Here is a 16,592-nt window from a genome sequence, read left to right as displayed (position 1 = left end):
CTAATTTGGCCACGCGAAGCCGCCGGGCACGCGGGCAAGGAAGCGGATTTGTCCGCCGCTCACGTAATAGGCGTCCCCGGCCTGGTTGAGGTGAAACTGCAGGCCGCTCTCACCCGTTCGGCGCCAGGCATGCAGCAGGCGAACGGCGTTGTCGACCAGATCGGCAGGGCCGTCGGACGGGTCGACCGCCGCCCACTCCCGACCGCTGGCGACCCGCCGCTCGATGACGCCGCCAGCCTTCTGCCTGATGTGGTAACTGCCGCCCTTCCGGTCGTTCGGACCGCAATAGGGAGCTCCGGGTTCGGGCTCTTCGGCAGGAGCAACCGACTGGGTCTCGGCGCCCGCCGGTGCGATGAGTTCGAACGGCTCGGCGAGCCGCCCGACCAGCCAGGCTCGCACCTCCCCGCCCTCGAAGTCAGGCACCACGATCAGTCGGTGCCGGTTCGAAACACGGAACCTTCCACCGCCACTTTTGATCAGGGCGACCCGCGGGGCCACGTCCTGGGCGTTGGCCACCAGCCTGTCGGTGACCGTGGTGACGGAGCCGCGGGAGTCAAGGCTCCATTCCGAGACCGGCAGATCGGGTGTCCACAACACCGGCTCCGAGGGCACCTTGCGGCCGAGGCTGTCCCAAAACTGATCCTCGGTGGGTCTGGGCGTCCTCGGCGGCCCCTGGCGATCGTCCGGCTCTGCAGCTCCGACCCGCCATAGCCGGTACCGGTTGACGGCCTCCCCGGTCAGGTCGGACCAGTCCTCCTTGGCATAGATAGCCTCGTCGACGGTGTCGTGGACGTAGATGATGTGCATCTCGGCGTGTTTGCTGCCGCCGTCGAAACGCCGGCGCAAGACCCGACCGAGGGCCTGCACCCGCTGTCTGACGCTCGATGAAGAAGCGACGGATATGCCGACGTCGGCGTCCGGCACGTCAATGCCCTCGATAAGCGACTTGACGCTGACGAGGACGGGTGTCGAGCCCTGGGCGAAGCGTGCGAGGGCATCCCGTCGCTGCGCCTCGGGCAGTCCGGAGTGCTCTAAACCGATCGGAAATCCCAGGCCGGCTTCCGTCAACCGGCGGTGCAAGTCGACCGCCTCGTCGATGCGTTCGTGGAAAAACAAGGCGCGCGGTTTGTCCGCCCGGTCGACCAAGCCGCACAGAATTTCTGTCACGACACGCGTGCGCTCGCCCGCCCGGTACAGCAGGTCCTTCCGCTGCGCCACCGTCCCGACGTAGCTACGGGCCAGCGCCCCCATCTCACCAGGCCGCCCTGTCGCCTGGCGCACCAGTGAGCTTGGCACACCGAAGTCGTCCAGCCGCTCCGACAGGTCGTCGATACGTCGGGTCAGCTGTTCGTAGCGGCGGCGCTCCTCCGGCGTCAGCTCCACCGCGTGGTGATGCACGGTGTACTCCGGGAGCCACCCGACTTTCCGGGCCGCGCGGAGATCGAAGCGGTAAACCAGGGGGCCGAGCTTCTCACCGAGTATGTGGTCGTCGTACTGGATCGGCAGGCCTTGCTCGTCGACGTCGTCACGCTCTGCGGTCGCGCTGAGGCCGAGCCGGAAGGGCGCTCTGGTTTCCAGCACGCGCGAGAAGCGAGGCGCTCCCGCTCGGTGGCACTCGTCGACGACGAGCATCAGCGGGGCTGCGGCAGCTACCGCCAGCTCGGGTAGCCGCTCGGCGGCCGTGTTGAGCACACTGATCAGAATCCTCTTGGACTTCAGGTCGTCCTTGTGCTCCCCGTCGAGCCGGCCCACGTCCCGCGGATCCAGCATCGTGTGGCGGAGCACCACGTCGTGCCACTGCCGCGCGAGGGCGAGTGTCGGCACGACGATGGCGACGCGGAGTTGCGGTTCGAGGAATGCGGCCCGACGGATGCACTCCAACGCGATCAGCGATTTGCCCCCACCCGTAAAGATCTCCAGCGTCCCGCGGTACGCCGGCCGATCGCTGCCGCTGACCCACGTCTCGACAGCGTCGAGCTGCCAGGGCGCCAGGTCGACATGTCGAGGGTCGGCCAGTCGATTCGCCGAGGCGTCCGTCCGATAGCCCTCACCAGCTGGCCCTTCTGCCGCGCTCATATCCGCTCCACGGAGGCAGCTCGAAGGGCTTCGACCACATCGCCGAAGAACCCCGGTGTCTTGTCGTCACCGACCACCAGGACACGGTCGAGCAGCACATTCGATCGTTCGCACGACGTCTCCCCGACGAGGCAGCAGCCGTGGCAGCCGGCGAGGTTCAGGCTGTTCAACCCCTGCCCCCGGCTCTCGCGGCATACCGGGTCGGCGGAACACCAGGCCGCTTCCTCAAGTGCGGCTAGCAGCGTCTGCGCAAGGCGGGGGTCTTCGCCCTGCCGGACGAGCCCGCCAAGGGTCCCCTCGGCATCGCCAGCCGCCGTATAGATCAAAAACCCGGCTTCCGGGTCCGGCCCGACGCCAGCGTAAATGCGCTCACGCAGAGAGGCCGCCGAGTAGCCGCAGGAGAAGGCCAAACGACGGATCTGCAGGTGTGCGAGGGTGTGAAGAAGAACCGACCTCGGCGAGACCTCCGCGAAGCGTGATCCGATGTGGCTGTCGCGGCGGCGTCGTTCGAGGATTTCCGTACGGTCGATGACGGCTTCGATCTGCTCCCAGGAGGCCAACCGTTGCTGGTCCAATGACAGGAAAATGCCCTCTCCGAACGACTCGGTCGCCGGAAGCCAGCGCTCCCGCCCGCGAGGACCGAGGTCGACCGGAACGACGTCCGCGGCAAGGTCGTATCGACGGAACCCGTGCAGGACCCGGACCTCCCGTAGGCGGTGAACCAACACTACGTCCTGGACCTTCTCGGCGAGCAAGCTGTGCACGTGACTGCCCGCGCCCGCCACGAGCTCTGCGGACGACACGATGAAGTTAGGGTTCCCGGTCGGCTCACCGTCGGCGTCGGTGGCCTGCATGAACGCCCGCCACTCACCGTTGAGCAACCCTGCTCGGGTTTCGCGCAAGCCCTCCGCCGAGTCCGTGCCCCCGTCACCTCTGGCGACGCGCAGCACGAGATCCTTGGACACCCCCAGATCCTCGGCGATCAATTCGACCAGCACCGTGGCCCGCGGCCCGTCGGGAGCGGTACGAACATCGTCGAAGTTGCGGTGCTGCCGGATTTCAGCCTCGAGGTCCCGGGCCGGAACGGTCGGTTCCGGGATATCCAGGGCCGTAGTCGTCTCTGGAAGAGTGACGTTGGTAGCCCCACGCTGGAGGACTTCGATCCGTTCGTCGCACGAAAAGCTGCCCCGCTGCCACGGCTGCGTTCCGGAGCACCGCACGCCGATCCTCTTCAGAGAGTCCCGGCTCGGAAGCTCGCCGAGGTGCCGCGACGCCTTGCAGGTCATGCAGTGTACGACCAGGCTGGACAGCCCCTCAGATCCGCCGCTCCTCGTTTCGAAGCGCAGCTCCTGCTTGCGGCATCGCCTCTGGTCCTCGGTTCCCGGCTGCGAGTGCGCCCACCGGTCCCAGGGAACGTCCATCACGTGCCCGCGTTTCGCACACACCGCGATGAATCGCATGGGCACCATGTGCGCCGTGCAGTGCGCGCATTTCGGCGCCTCACCGGTCTCCTCGAGGCTCCGTACGTAGCGCATACGTCGGCAGTCCTGGCAGAAGAGCCAGCGCGGGAAGCGCTGGTAGGGGATCCCGGGAGTGTGCTTGGACGGGTAGGACGGGACGCTCGGCGGCGAGCGCAGCTCCTTCACGCCGAGAGCCTGCTCCAGCCGCCGTGACTCGACCCTTGTGCTCTTGTTGTACGCCCACTCGCTGATGTCGACGCCCATCAGGGATTCTCCGAGGACATCGAAGACAGCCCCCACCCCGAACGGAGACACGACCTGGCTGAGCCTGACGGTTCTCATGTTGGACCGGCCCTTTTTCGTCACAGCGACTCCCCCACGGCCACCACGCGGACCTGCCGGTCGACCGATCGCATCGAGTGCATCAGGGCCCATCCATCGCGCTGCTCCCCGAAGTCCTTGAGCAGTGCCGGGCCGTTCTTCGAGTCGTACCTCAGCCGCTCGCCCAATTCCTCGGCCCGCCGGCTACGGTGTTCCCAGTCGTCGACGAGCTGCCGCAAGTCAGTTTCGACCTGTTGCGCTTCGTCAGGGTCGGCCTTGCGGGCAATGGCGCAGAGCTTCTCGACGGCCGCCCTCACCAGAGGATCGCCGGCCCGGAAGTCACCGGCTTCATCGTTGGCGCGCAAGCCCGCGCCATGCCTGACAAGGAGAACAAGCGCAGCCGGAAGCGACCTGCGGCGCGAGGCCAGCGACCAGGGCGTTACGCTCGTCGGCTCCACATAACGGTAGAGCGCCTGGTGGTACGCGCGAAACGCCTCGTAGTGAGAGCGATCGCGAGGCTTACTTGCTCTAAGCAACGTCACGACGAGTCCGGGCACGTTCGCCCGCCCCACGCGGCTGGTCGCCTGGATGTACTCGGACGTGGTCTTGGGTTGCCCGTTCATCAGCATCAGCCCCAGCCGGCTGATGTCGATACCGACCGACAGCATGTTGGTCGTCGCGACGAGGTCGATCGCCTCGGGGTGCTGGACCGGCCGCTCCAGCCGCGCCAGAAGCTTAGGCAACTGGTTGGCCGACACGTTGCTCGTGAGCTCGACGACCCCGTCCCGTCGCAGGCTACGCGACGGGCGGTCTCTGTTGTCCCGGGCACGAAGCATGCTCTCGACGTCGTCCCGGGCGATGGTCACGGTACGGCCGAGCTCGCGCAGGCTGTTGTGATAAGCCACGACGGTCCAGTACGCGTCAAGCGCGTCACCCTCCAGACCGAGATAGCGCGGTGCCTGCAGCAACGCGACGCAGGTGAGAACGGTCGCGAAGGCCTGTGTGTGAGCCTGCGGCATGAGACCCAGGTAGAGCCTGCCCGGGGCGTCGTGATCCGTCTCGGCGAAGAAGCTGTTGTCGGCGGTGAGGCCGCTAGGCGGGAAAAGAGCAACCTTCGAGCCGAAGAGCCCACGCACCTGATGATCTGCCGCCCGAATCGTTGCGGTGGATGCCACGACCTTGGGGCGTGAACCTTGCCATCCGATCAAGTTCTGAACGGCGGCTTCGTAGAGCGCCACCGTCGTGCCCAGCGGGCCGGACAGCAGGTGCAACTCGTCTTGAATCACCAGGCTGGGCGGGTCGTAGGGCACGTTACCGAGACCGAACAGCGATCCAGCGTCCGTCACCCAGGGGAGCCGTGCCAGCTTGTCCACCGTCGCGACGAGCAGCGTCGGAGGATCCTGGAACATCTGCTCGTCGACGACGCACACAGGCAACAGAGAATGGAAAGGGCATTCGGCGTGAGGGCAGAACAGCTCGAAGCTGTGCTTGGTCGTTCGAACGCCGTACGCACCCGAGTCCTGCTGTTTAGTGCTCGGCAGGAGCGGGGTGCCGCACCACGGACAGGACTGGATCTGGAAGGGGCTTTCCGGTTCCTGAGCCTTTCTCAGCTCAGTCGTGAGCTGGTGGGCGTCCTGGAAGCTGTTGGGCGTGGTCTCGCCGCCCACCCAGAGGCCGATGCTGAAGGGCGGTGTGTTCCGAAGTTCCGGCCTCGTCTCCCGCAGCTGCTCCAAGGCGCAGATCAGCGTCGCAGCGCGTTGGAACTGCTGGGCGGTCAGCAGCCGCAGGGTGTACCGGGTTAGGACGGCGGTGCCCCCGCCGTGGATCCCCCGATACAGACGGCGCCGGATCATCTCGAATGCAGCGAGGCCGAGGTAAGCCTCCGTCTTGCCGCCACCCGTAGGGAACCAGATCAAGTCGACGGTTTCCCGGTCGTCGTGCGTGTCGAGGGCCGTGGAAGCAAGAGACAGCAGCTGGAACCCGAGTTGGAACGGGTGCCAGGCAGGTTCCGCGGCGGGCAGCTGCCGCGCCGGCAGCGGAGCGCCACGACTGCCGGGCGACTTCCTCACGTGGCTGCTCTGCAGGATCTGCTCGCGCATGGCGGCGTTCGCGAGCCTGAAGGCAAGCAATGGACGTTGGTCTTTGTCGTCGCCCAGCAGCTGGATGCCCTCCCTCATGCGGTGGGCAGCGCGCCGCATCCGTTCCAACAAGCGCTCGGCGGCCGGCTGGTATCGCTCCTCGAGCCCCTTCGCCTCCGTTTCCCGTTTGCCGATCCACTCCTCGTAGGCGAGGACAAATTCGCTCAGTTCGGCGCACAGGCGTTCGACCGGCAAGGTCTCGTCGGCCAGACGGGCGAGATTGAGGATCGGGAGGCTGAGCCCCTTCGCCCTGACCGCGGGAACGATGCTCGCTGGAAGCATGTCCGTCGACACGACGGTGACGGTGCCGTCTGGCCCGGACTCCCAGGTCACCGAGCATCCGTGGCCCACGCCGTACGCGCGGCGCTCGCGATAGAGCAGGCGGAGTTCCTCGTCTTCCTCGTCGGCGCTGAGCTCCTGGCTGCTCGGATAGGGCAAGATGCTGCCTCCCACGGCCTCGCACCGCACGTCGACCTGGAAAAGGCACTGCTCGGTAGGCGGCGGGGAGTCCGCCTCGTCATGTTCCGCGAGGTTCTCCAACGCCACGGTCACGAGCCACCGTTCGCCGACGGGCCTCCACACCGACACGAGCCGGGCACGGTCTTCCAAGACGTTCTGTCTCTTGACCGGAGCACCGGTGTCGGCCGAGAACTCGACCGGTTCCTGCACCAACCTTCGTCGCCGCCAGCGATCCCTGCCACCGTCGCCACCGTCGGAGGCTTCCGGCTCGTAGACCGCTGCTGTGACGGTGCATCGCAGAGTGACAGCGTCGTGGAGAAACGAGATGGCCGCGGAGGCGGGGTGCCAGGCGTTGGCGAGCTCGACGGGCTCGTCCAGCTCCTCGTCGTGTGACACGTCGCCCAAGACACTGCCGTCGAGTCGCTCGGCCGACCGACCACGGGGGTAAAGGGTACCGACGAGGTAGATCCTGTCCGGCCGCCCTTGAACGACTTCCTCCCCACCGCTCGCCGGCCCGAGGTACTGCTCTCGGAGGTACTGCACCAGGTCGTCCCGGACTGCAACGGGGTCGTACGCATGCATCAGTTTGCTCCTCCAGCGGTCGGGCCCTGTGCAATCTGTCGCCAAGCTTGATCCGCCAGCGCGAGCCAGAGGCTGATTCGTGGTCGGGTCATCGCGACGTACAGCCGTGCCCTGGACACGGGCTCGTAGACGTCGTCCACGTCGACGACGCAAACATGAGCGGCTTCCAGCCCCTTGATCTCGGCAGCGGTGACCAGACGCGCGGCGTTTGCGGCCGGCCCGGAGCCTCCCGCCGCCGCGACGAGTCGCCCGGTCCGGTATGCCTTCGTAGCCGTCGCCGCACTGTCGGAGACCTTGTCACACATGGTCACGACGACGACCTCAGCCAGGTCGACCTCGTCCTTCCGCAGGCGCTTGAGCTGTGCGTCGAGCACAGCTGCAACGGCACTCTTGTCCGAACACCGCTTGTACTCCACGGGCGGGCCCTCGCCCGCCCGGGCGACCCCCAGGTCGGCGGCCGTAACCATCTGCGTCTGGTGAACGACGGTCGCGGTGTTCCGGCAGTTGAACGGCAGGTCGACGACCGACGAGAGCGCTGCCAGCTCGTCGAAGCAGCCGCGGTCGAACGCCCCGTCCACGTTCGCCTGGTTGTTCGGGTCGCAGAACACGCGCCATCGTCCGCCGGACCAGCCGCCGACGACCAGTTCATCCAGCTCCAGCAGAGACTCGACGTTCAGGATGTCCTGCGCCTCGTCGACGACGAGCACATCGACGGTGCCGCTGCCGAGTGCGCTGTTGAAAGGAACGCAGACGACGTCCGTGTCGCGAAGCTGTTCCCTGAGCATCCGCGCGAGTGGTTCGGAGCGGCAGGTAAGCATCACGCGATGGCCCTGCCGCGCCGCACGCCGGGCCGTCTCGACCGCGAGCAAAGTCTTGCCCGAGCCCGCCCCGCCGATGCACAATACCCGCGGATTGCGCTCGGCGCCCAACAATAGGTCGTACTGCCGATCGGCCAGCCGGACGTACTCGCTCTCGAGGTTGACCATGCTGCTTCCGAGAGTCGGGACACGGTCGAAGTCGGGCCGCAGCATTCTCAGCAGTTCCCGGTACGCTCCCCCGCGGACCGGCCTACCGGTCCGCGACTTCCAGAAGCGGCGCGCTTCCTCGAGAGCCTTCTCGATGCCCGAGACGGTCATCGACCGGAAATCCACGTGCTGCTGAGGCTCCCACTCGAGATCGTCCCCAAGTTCCTGATCCGGTGTGACGACCAGGTACCCGAACGCGACGTCCAAGGCGGGGATCCGCTCTTGCAACCGTGCTTCGAGCGCGAACATCGCCGAACGTGCTTGCCCAAACGGCCCTTCGCGTTTCTCCGTTATCTCGCCGTAGCGATCCGTCACGGTCCACGTCCCGCCGTATCGCCCCAGCCGGCCGCCCTTGACCTCGATCACCAGGACCGTGTCGTCCCACACGGCCAGAAAGTCCACCTCCGACATCCGCTTGTATTCATGCGCAGGCAGATGCACGGAGTACAGGCACGTCGCTGGCTCCGGCAGCTCGGCCTGTGCGAGCAGCTTTGCAACGCGAAGCTCGGCGGTACTTCCGACGCTGCCAAGCCGGCCGAGGTCGGGAATCAGTCTCACCTGAGCCGGCCCCCTTGCCGCTTCCAGAGGTAGTCGAACTTCTGGTAGGCCAGGCGTTCACCGAACTGGCCGAAGGTGTCTTCGACGTTGACGATCAAGCATTCCTCTTTGCCGCCGTTTGCAGGGCCCCGCAAGCCGCGGCCGACCATCTGAAGGTAGGCGTTCGGGCTGAAGGTGGGTCGGGCGATGTATAGGGCTCGCACGCCGGGCGCGTCGAAGCCCTGGGTGAGCACGTTGCAGTTGGTCAGGACTTTGATATCACCAGCGCGGAAGGCCTCGATGCTGCGGCGTCGCGCCTGAATTCGGGTCGCCCCACTGACGGCTGCCGCGGCAACACCGCGCACGCGGAGCAGTGCGGCGAGTACCTGTGCCGACAGCACGGACGAGGTGAACACGAGGACCGGCCAGTCGCCGGGCAACGAGGCGATGTCTTCCAGCAACCGGTCTGTGCGGGCCTCGTCCCTGCCCAAGCGATCCAACGCACCCTGCGGCAGCAACCGGGTTTTGCGGGCGTACTCCCTCTCGTGCGCCTCGAGCTCCACGTTCGCACCGTCAAGGACACGGTGCTCGACTCGCGAGAGGACGCCTTGAGCTTGCAGGAGTCCGTACGGGTCGTCTCCCAAAGCGTCCATCAGACGGTTGTTGAAGCGCGCTGCGAGCCGCCTGTTCGCTTCCTCGCCGGTCCCCTTGAAGGGGGTCGCGGTAAGACCGAGGAGCGGACGAGATGTCTTGCGGGAGTCCAGGCCCAGCCATCTCAAGGTGGCCGTGTAGTCCTTCGAGGTTGCCTCGTGGGCCTCGTCGATGACTACCATCGACGGATCGCTCAACCAGTCGTAGTCGTCCTTTTCCCGGCAAACGTCGAGCTTGGCGTCGGTCGCGACCACCACCATCACCTCGTCGTCACTGGACGCGACCTCGTTTCGGCCCCACAGACGGCAAAGCCGAAGCGGCCTGCGGGGGTCGCCGAATTGCCTCCAGACCTCGCTCCAGGTCTGGACGGCCTGCTCGCAGAGCTCCTCGCTCTGCGCGATCCACAGCAGCGGTCCCGTCAGGCCATCCTCGACGAACGCGTGCACCAGTGCCTGCACGGTAACCCGTGTCTTCCCGGCGCCCGTCGGCAGGAACAGCAGAGCGCGCTCCGGGCGCTTGATCAGCTCCCGAATATCTGTTGCAAGTTTTTCCTGGTAGGAGTGCAACGGCTTTAGATCGGGCGGCCCGGGGACGCTGACGTCGGCCTCAAGCTGCTGCCCACGCTCGCCAGCGTACTCAGCGGGAAAGCCAAGCTGCCTGACGAAGCTGACCGCCGGAGCGGATCCCGCCCATTGCGTGGGAACTTCGAACCCGGCTTCCTGCAGTTCGTGGCGGAGCTCCCGCAGGACGTCATACCCGTGAACGTGAAGCAGGAGCTCCGCCAGTTGGTAATCCCCTCCGTCGTCTCCGAGGCGCCGGACGGCTAGGAGCAGACCGGCGGGAAGCTTCGACTCGAGGGTGCGCGGGCCGACAAGCGTCAAGAGCTTCTTGGCGTGATCGCGCTCGACGCGGCATGCCGCCATGCGGGACTTGATCTGCTCGTCCTGCGCGTCGTTGACGATGCGGTCGATGCTCGCGGTCGAGAGTTGTAGGCCGAACTCCTCCGCGAGCCGCTCCAGAAGCTCTTCGTCATCGAAGCTTGCCAGGTAGTACACAGTTTTTCCGTCTTGCGCGAGGTCGACCGGTTCCCGATCGATGCCATCAGTAGCGGTAATCTCCCTAGCCAGTCCTTGACACTCAACGAGTTCGAGCCCGTCCAGGCGCCCGTCGGTGAGGGCACGCAAAGCCCTGAACCGGTCGAGGAGGATCACGGGTTCGCCCGGCGTTTCCGGAACGATCTCGACCCGAAGCTGCGTCGAAGCGTCCCGACAACCCCACTTGTCGGCGAGCAGGTTGGCAGCCTCTTCTTCAGCTACGGCGACGTAGGGCAGGCGACGCCCCGACACAGCTCGAAGTTCCTCCTCCGTACGGGCAAGGAGGACTTCATCCGGTGCCACCAACACCCCTGACGCTTCAGCTAGCGCAGGTACCTGCAAGGGCGTTTCCCCGACAAGGCAGCGCGCGGCCTCGGTCAGCAACCGACCGAGACGCCATGGGTCAGGCTGGACGGGTACGCGGGTGAGGAACTCGCGCCAGACAACGGCCGGCACATCAGCGAGCGCCTTGGGCAGCGAAAGCTTTTCCGTCGACTCCCACTGTGCGATGGGAAGCAGAGACGAGTACTCGGCGAGCCCTCTACCGAGGGTCTCCTCCGCCCGCCGAGGTCCCCAGCCCGTAGCGAACAGACCGTACATTCGCGCAGCCCAGAGATGAGGCGCCAGTACCTCTCGAACATTCGGGAAGAGGCGGTGGTTACGGTGCCTCAACCGTGCACGCTCCGGCGCGTCTGCCTTCAGCAGCTCACGCGTCCATGCCTGCTGGGACGCCGGATCGTCCGTATCCGCGAAGCGTCGAAGCAGGTGAAGCGGGCCGACCGCCTCATCGTCGAAGTGAAGCAGCCCTGGGTCAGGACGTCCCAGAGGCGGCAAGTCACGCAAATGCAGCTCTCGAACGACGCGCAAGTACTCCATGTACGTCGGGTCTTGCAGAGCCGCACGAGTAACGGTTGGCTGAGCATCCACGCCTACCGACCGGAGAAGGGATGTGTGCAGTTCGTGGAACTGGGTGTCAAGCGTGAGCGAAGCGCTACGGGGCTCGACGACGCCCGCCACGACCACGTTTCCCACCGTGCGCCACGACTTATCCAAGCAACGGACACAGAGGCGACCGCCGACGGCGACGTGCTCCTCGACCAGGCTCTGCCCCTCGCTCGCCGCAACCTCGTCAACCAGCTTCCAGAACGCGGTCCATTCGTGGTCGCCCCATTCCCGCCCTGCTTTTTTAAGGAGTTTTCTCAGCTCCAGCGCCGGGTCGACGTCGCGGAACCCGAGGTTGCGCAAGGCGTCCTCTACGCCCCGGCCGTTCAAGAACGACCCGCGGACCAGGCTGAGGCCGGCGGTGGAACTCAGAACATGGCCTCGCAGGAACACCTCGCCCGTCTCGTTGAGTCGCCGTAGGTGACCTGCGGTATCCGGCAGGACGCGCGCAGCTTGCATGTCTCCGCGGGTCATGTCGTCCCTGACGGTCGCCAGAATCTGGAGTGCGGACCTACACTGCTCGTCCGCGCCGTCCTGCACCACCATCTCAAGCCATTGCGCTGCGCCGATCTCCGAGTCGGAAGCCTTCACGTCCTCCGTTCGTACGAGCGAGCGCAGGCGTGCGCGGCGGGTCGCCGTCTGGTAGCAGGACCAATGCGGCACCTGCGCCGGTCGGCCCGGAGCCTCCTGCCAGGTGCGATGTGTAGCGAGCTCCAGACGCAGATCGAAGTGCGGCACACGCAGGGTTCTCGGCAGTTGTAGCAGCCCGTCGGCGTCCGGAACACACCGCGTTCGGGCGGCTATGCGCGGTACTCGCTCGGTCAGGTAACGGTCGGCGTGATTGTGGGCCTCCCGCCCTCGTGCAGGGAGGTAGTCGAAGTGTCCGGCCGGGTCCTCGGATGTCGTCAGAGTGATTACTCCGGCGACGATCATCTCTGCGGCGACCTCGAACAGCTCGTTGTTGAAGACTCCGGTGAGCAGGTTTGTGCGGTCGTCGTTGACCCGCCACGGCGCGTTGAGGATGCCGCGGGCTGAAGTTTCGTCCGCCAGTGGGAAGTAGGCCCAAAAGCGTCCCAGTTGCTGCGCGTCCGCCAACGGAACGGCGTACGAGACAGGGACCTCCTCGCGCCGCACGGCCTCGCCGACCTCAGCCAACGCCTGCTCCGATGGACGGTGGGTGCGGTGCCACACCCGCCAGTCGGCTTGCTGACCGGCCTCGCCTTCAAGACGCAGGTCACCGGATGGCAGTTCCACACATCTGTGCTCGACTTCGAACCGCGAGTCGACATCTCCCTCGATCACCAGGTGCAGGACTGACACATTGGGCACGAAGAGCAGAAACTCGCGTGGAAAGTCGCGCATCTCCTGCTCGAGGCGAGGGCGGTCGCTCGACAGCGGGAGGCGGATCACTGTCTGTGCCCAGGAGGCGAGGTCCCGCAGAGTCTCGTCCGTCTTCATCTCGTGCTCGGCGTCAAGGAGCGACGGAAGGCGTAGCACAGGGAACCGCCGGGCGAGCGGCGCGATGGCGAGAAGCTCGGTTCGCGACCTCTCCGCATCGAAGTCGAAGCAGATCGATCGGCTGAAGACGGCCGGGCGTTGGCAGACGCCGAGGACGGACTTGAAACCCAGGCCGAACCGGCCGATCTCCTCGCCCCGCTTGGAGCTCAGGAAGGCGTGACAAACGGCCTCGAGCCCGGCCTGCGTGAAGGGCTCGCCTTCGTTGGCGCAATAAAGCGCATCGCCCGTCAGGCGCAGCTCGACGCGCCCCCGTACGCCGCTGCGATGCAGGGCATCCGCAGCGTTCTGAACCAGCTCCAACAGCTGCCGCTGCGCGTACCCACCGGTCCGGTAGCTGTCCTCCTGGTTGGCGTGCTCCGTGACCAGGAGCGGGTCGGCGAGGTACGCCCCCATGACGCTCCGGCGGTGGTCGTCGAGCCACCGCTCGAGGCTCGGATCGAAATTTCCCCAGTCTTGGCTCTCAGTCATTGTCCACCCGCCCGAGGATTTGCGCGGCGGCGATGAGGGAGCACGAGCCGGTAACGAGCGTGAGCCAACCGGTGTATGGCGGTGGGTGAACCGTTACTGGAGTCAGAGGTGAGGGGTTCATCTTTCCGCCTATACGAAGAGTCTGTGCTTGGAGAGGTGAGCAAGGACAGGTTGGCTTCTCAGCCATCGGGAAACTTGACCGGCGCGTTGAGGTGCACCGGTTCGATGGACGGGTGCGCATCGAGCAGCTCGACAATTCCCTCGCGTGCCACGACAATGCAGACGTGCCGGTGCCGTGAGGTCAGCACACAGAGCCCGCCCGACTCCAAGTGAAAGGCTGTCGCATCGCGGCATCCGGACAGTGGGTGAAGCACGATCGTCATGTCGTACTCGCCACCCTGTAGCCGATTGAAGGTGTCGACGGTGATGGCCGCTCCGGCCTTCCCTAGCTCGGCGCGGATGGCCGCGACTTGGTCGCGGTGCGCGGCACTGATGGTGATCCGCTTCGCGGTGACCGGCGCACCCGCAGGCGTGTGCTCGGAGACCGCAACCGCTCCCGCTCCAACACCCACAGCGCGGAAGCCGCACAAGCCGAGGACGCCTCCCCATCTGTACGCCGTACCGATGACGACCGCCGGCCCGGCCCAGGTCAGCGACCTTGGCACCAAGCCGCGCCGTCTCGTATGCCTTGACCCACTCCGACGGCTTGTAGTCCCTGCCGGAGAGCCGGCCGATACCCACCCCGGGCGCCTTCTGCGTTAGGCGGTGGACCAGATCGTCGACCCGCTCGTTCGCCTGCGCGATGACGGTCAACGGCTCGCCGCTGACGGCGAGTTCGACGGCGGCGCGAACGACGAGGGTCGATTTGGCAGCCCCGGGCGGCGAGTCGACCACGACGGCCCGGTGTTTCCCGGAACGCAGGTCAGCAAGGACCCAGAACGCACACTCTGCCGCCACCCCTGGCGGCAGTGCCAGCTCGGTAAGCACCGTCACCCCACTTTCCACTGACGGTTCCCGGACCCTACCGCCCGGAGTCCTGCCGGCGGGACCCCCGAGTATTCAGCCGTTCAGCCGGTCCCCGATGCCCTGTTTGCACTGTCAATAGCCTCGGAAGTTGATATTGGGCGGGGCAATCAGTGATGGGGCGGAGGCCGTCTGCGCTGGTCATCGCTAGGGGCCGCCCGCCCGCGCTAGGGAGTCTGGGCCACGACCAGAGTTGGATAGCAGGGGCCCCGCCCGGCCGCTCGGCTATGCGACGGCGCCGGTCCGCCTGTCCGAGATCTGACAATCGCGGGATCAGACGTGGCGGGCCGGACGACGGGCGGTTCGCCTCGTCCCTGGCCCGCTCATCGGCTCAAACCGGTGCCGGCAGGGCGTCGACCGTCTGGCCGCGAACGATGCCGGTAGCGGCCTCAGCCGTTCAGGTACGCGAGCACCGCGAGCACCCGGCGGTTGTCGTCATCGGACGGCGGCATCCCCAGCTTGCTGAAGATGTTGTTGATGTGCTTGCTGACCGCCTTCTCGGTGACGAACAGCCGCCCGGCAATCGCCGCGTTCGACCGCCCCTCGGCCATCAGCCCCAACACCTCCCGCTCCCGGGCGGTGAGGTCCCCCAGCCGCTGCGCGCCGGTGTTGCGGGCCAGCAACTGGGAGACCACCTCGGGGTCCATCACCATGCCGCCGTCGGCCACCCGGCGCACCGCGTCGATGAACTGGCCGACGTTCGACACCCGGTCCTTGAGCAGGTAGCCGACTCCCCCACCCCGGTCGGCGAGCAGTTCCCGCGCGTACAGCTGCTCGACGTGCTGGGACAGCACGAGGATCGGCAGCCCGGGAAGCTGCGTCCGGGCCGCGAGCGCCGCCTGCAGGCCCTCGTCGGTGAAGGTCGGCGGCAGCCGTACGTCGAGGACGGCGACGTCGGGGCGGTGTCGGGTGAGCGCCGGCAGCACGGACGGCCCGTCCGCGACGGCCTCGACCACCTTGAATCCGTACGCGTCGAGAATGCGCGTCAGCCCGTCCCGGAGGAGGGCGAGGTCCTCCGCGATGACAACTCGCACGGCAGCTCCATGGTCACGACGGTGGGTCCGCCGGGCGGACTCGTCACGCTCATCGTGCCATCGAACGCTGCCAGCCGGCGTCGCACGCCCGCCAGGCCGGTCCCCGCGTCCGGGGTCGCGCCGCCGTGACCGTCGTCGCCGACCACCATGGTCAGTGAGCCGTCGTGGTGCCTCAGTCGGATCCAGGCGCGGGCCGCGCCGCTGTGCTTGGTGACGTTCGTCAGCGCCTCGGCCACCGCGAAGTACGCCGCGGATTCGACCGCCGCCGGCGGGCTGCCGGGTAGCCGCACGTCGACGTCCACGGGCAGCGGTACGGCCAGGGCGAGGGCCTGCACCGCGCCGTCCAGGCCACGCTCGGCGAGCACGGGCGGGTAGATGCCGCGGACGAGATGGCGCAGCTCGGCGAGGGCGTGGCCGCTGGCCTCCTGTGCCTCGGTCAGCAGCCGCTGCGCCGCGGCCGGGTCGTCGGCCAGGAGCTGCTCGGCCAGGCCGATGCTCATCCGCAGCGCGACCAGCCGGGCCTGCGCCCCGTCGTGCAGGTCGCGTTCGATCCGGCGCAGCTCGGCGGCCTGCGTGTCGATGGTGTCGGCGCGGGTGGCTGCGAGGTGCCGGACGCGCAGCGCCAGCTCCTGCGCCCGGGTCGGCGTCAGAAAGAAGCCGGCGAAGCGGAAGTGCAGCCACACCAGCCACGGCGCGACGGCCAGCCCGCCGAACAGGATCAACCACCCCTGCGGCGCGGAGAGCAGCGCCTTCAGGATGTTGTCCATCGGCCAGAACAGGCCGTAGCCGTACCAGTCGACGTTGAGGTACAGCACCAGCGGCACGAACAGGACGCCCTCCAGCCCGTATGCCACCAGCACGAACCCGAACAGGCACGCCCCGCCGGTGAATGCCCCAGGGATCAGCCAGGCGAAGTCCCGCCAGGTCGCCGAGTCCCCCACCACCCACCGGAACCGCTTCCAGGTGCCGAGCTGAGCGTCGGCCGGCACCGGTCGGTACGGCGTCGCGATCGGCAGCCCGCACCACCGGCTCAGCCGCCGTTGCAGCCGCAGCGACAGCCGCACCAGCACGGTCACCGCCGGGAAGAGCGCGAACCCGATGCCGAACACGGGAATGAGCGCGAGCGAGACCACCGACAGCGCGAACAGCACCGCGTTGGTGGTCAGGCTCAGCAGGGCCACAGCCAGGCCCTGCACGGCGGCGAGCGCGCCCGGCCGGATCTGCTGCCGGACGACCGCACGTACGGAGCTGTCCACGGCGCCAT

Annotated in this window: 7 protein-coding genes and 1 pseudogene; all 8 read right to left on the bottom strand. The window is 67.0% G+C overall.

The genetic code is table 11. From position 1 onward, the window contains the following. A complete protein-coding gene (locus EV384_RS10115) occupies positions 1-2,076 on the bottom strand; it encodes a DEAD/DEAH box helicase (RefSeq protein ID WP_130332288.1) in 2,076 nt (691 codons plus the stop codon). Continuing rightward, positions 2,073-3,878, bottom strand: coding sequence for a DUF1998 domain-containing protein (drmB, locus tag EV384_RS10110; RefSeq protein ID WP_242624453.1), 1,806 nt, complete (start codon positions 3,876-3,878; stop codon positions 2,073-2,075). Before drmB ends, EV384_RS10115 begins: the two co-directional genes overlap by 4 nt. A 20-nt stretch (positions 3,879-3,898) precedes the next feature. After that, on the bottom strand, positions 3,899-7,036 hold the full coding sequence (locus tag EV384_RS10105; RefSeq protein WP_130332284.1) for a helicase-related protein: 3,138 nt from the start codon (positions 7,034-7,036) through the stop codon (positions 3,899-3,901). Continuing rightward, entirely contained in the window at positions 7,036-8,619 is a 1,584-nt protein-coding gene (locus EV384_RS10100) for a nuclease-related domain-containing DEAD/DEAH box helicase (RefSeq protein ID WP_130332282.1), read from the bottom strand. The genes EV384_RS10105 and EV384_RS10100 overlap by 1 nt, the downstream gene beginning before the upstream one ends. Then, a complete protein-coding gene (locus tag EV384_RS10095) occupies positions 8,616-13,271 on the bottom strand; it encodes a sacsin N-terminal ATP-binding-like domain-containing protein (RefSeq protein ID WP_130332280.1) in 4,656 nt (1,551 codons plus the stop codon). The genes EV384_RS10100 and EV384_RS10095 overlap by 4 nt, the downstream gene beginning before the upstream one ends. Before the next feature lie 129 nt (positions 13,272-13,400). Then, positions 13,401-14,258: pseudogene (locus EV384_RS37205) on the bottom strand (hypothetical protein). A 425-nt stretch (positions 14,259-14,683) separates the two neighbouring features. Further along, positions 14,684-15,328: a LuxR C-terminal-related transcriptional regulator gene (locus EV384_RS10085; protein ID WP_130332278.1), complete on the bottom strand. Its 645-nt coding sequence runs from the start codon at positions 15,326-15,328 to the stop codon at positions 14,684-14,686. Further along, positions 15,280-16,584 carry a sensor histidine kinase gene (locus EV384_RS10080; RefSeq protein WP_242624003.1) on the bottom strand — a complete coding sequence of 435 codons (1,305 nt, stop codon included), beginning with the start codon at positions 16,582-16,584 and terminating at the stop codon, positions 15,280-15,282. Before EV384_RS10080 ends, EV384_RS10085 begins: the two co-directional genes overlap by 49 nt. Between the last annotated feature and the right edge of the window lie 8 nt (positions 16,585-16,592).

It is taken from the genome of Micromonospora kangleipakensis, assembly GCF_004217615.1.
GTDB lineage: Bacteria > Actinomycetota > Actinomycetes > Mycobacteriales > Micromonosporaceae > Micromonospora > Micromonospora kangleipakensis.
The sequence above is the reverse complement of the archived record's forward strand: the minus strand, read 5'-3'. Positions and strand labels throughout refer to the sequence as shown.

Bases quoted from the DNA above. Each gene is read 5' to 3' on its own strand.
- EV384_RS10115 (WP_130332288.1), bottom strand. From the start codon at position 2,076: ATGAGCGCGGCAGAAGGGCCAGCTGGTGAGGGCTATCGGACGGACGCC.
- drmB (WP_242624453.1), bottom strand. From the start codon at position 3,878: ATGAGAACCGTCAGGCTCAGCCAGGTCGTGTCTCCGTTCGGGGTGGGG.
- EV384_RS10105 (WP_130332284.1), bottom strand. From the start codon at position 7,036: ATGCATGCGTACGACCCCGTTGCAGTCCGGGACGACCTGGTGCAGTAC.
- EV384_RS10095 (WP_130332280.1), bottom strand. From the start codon at position 13,271: ATGACTGAGAGCCAAGACTGGGGAAATTTCGATCCGAGCCTCGAGCGG.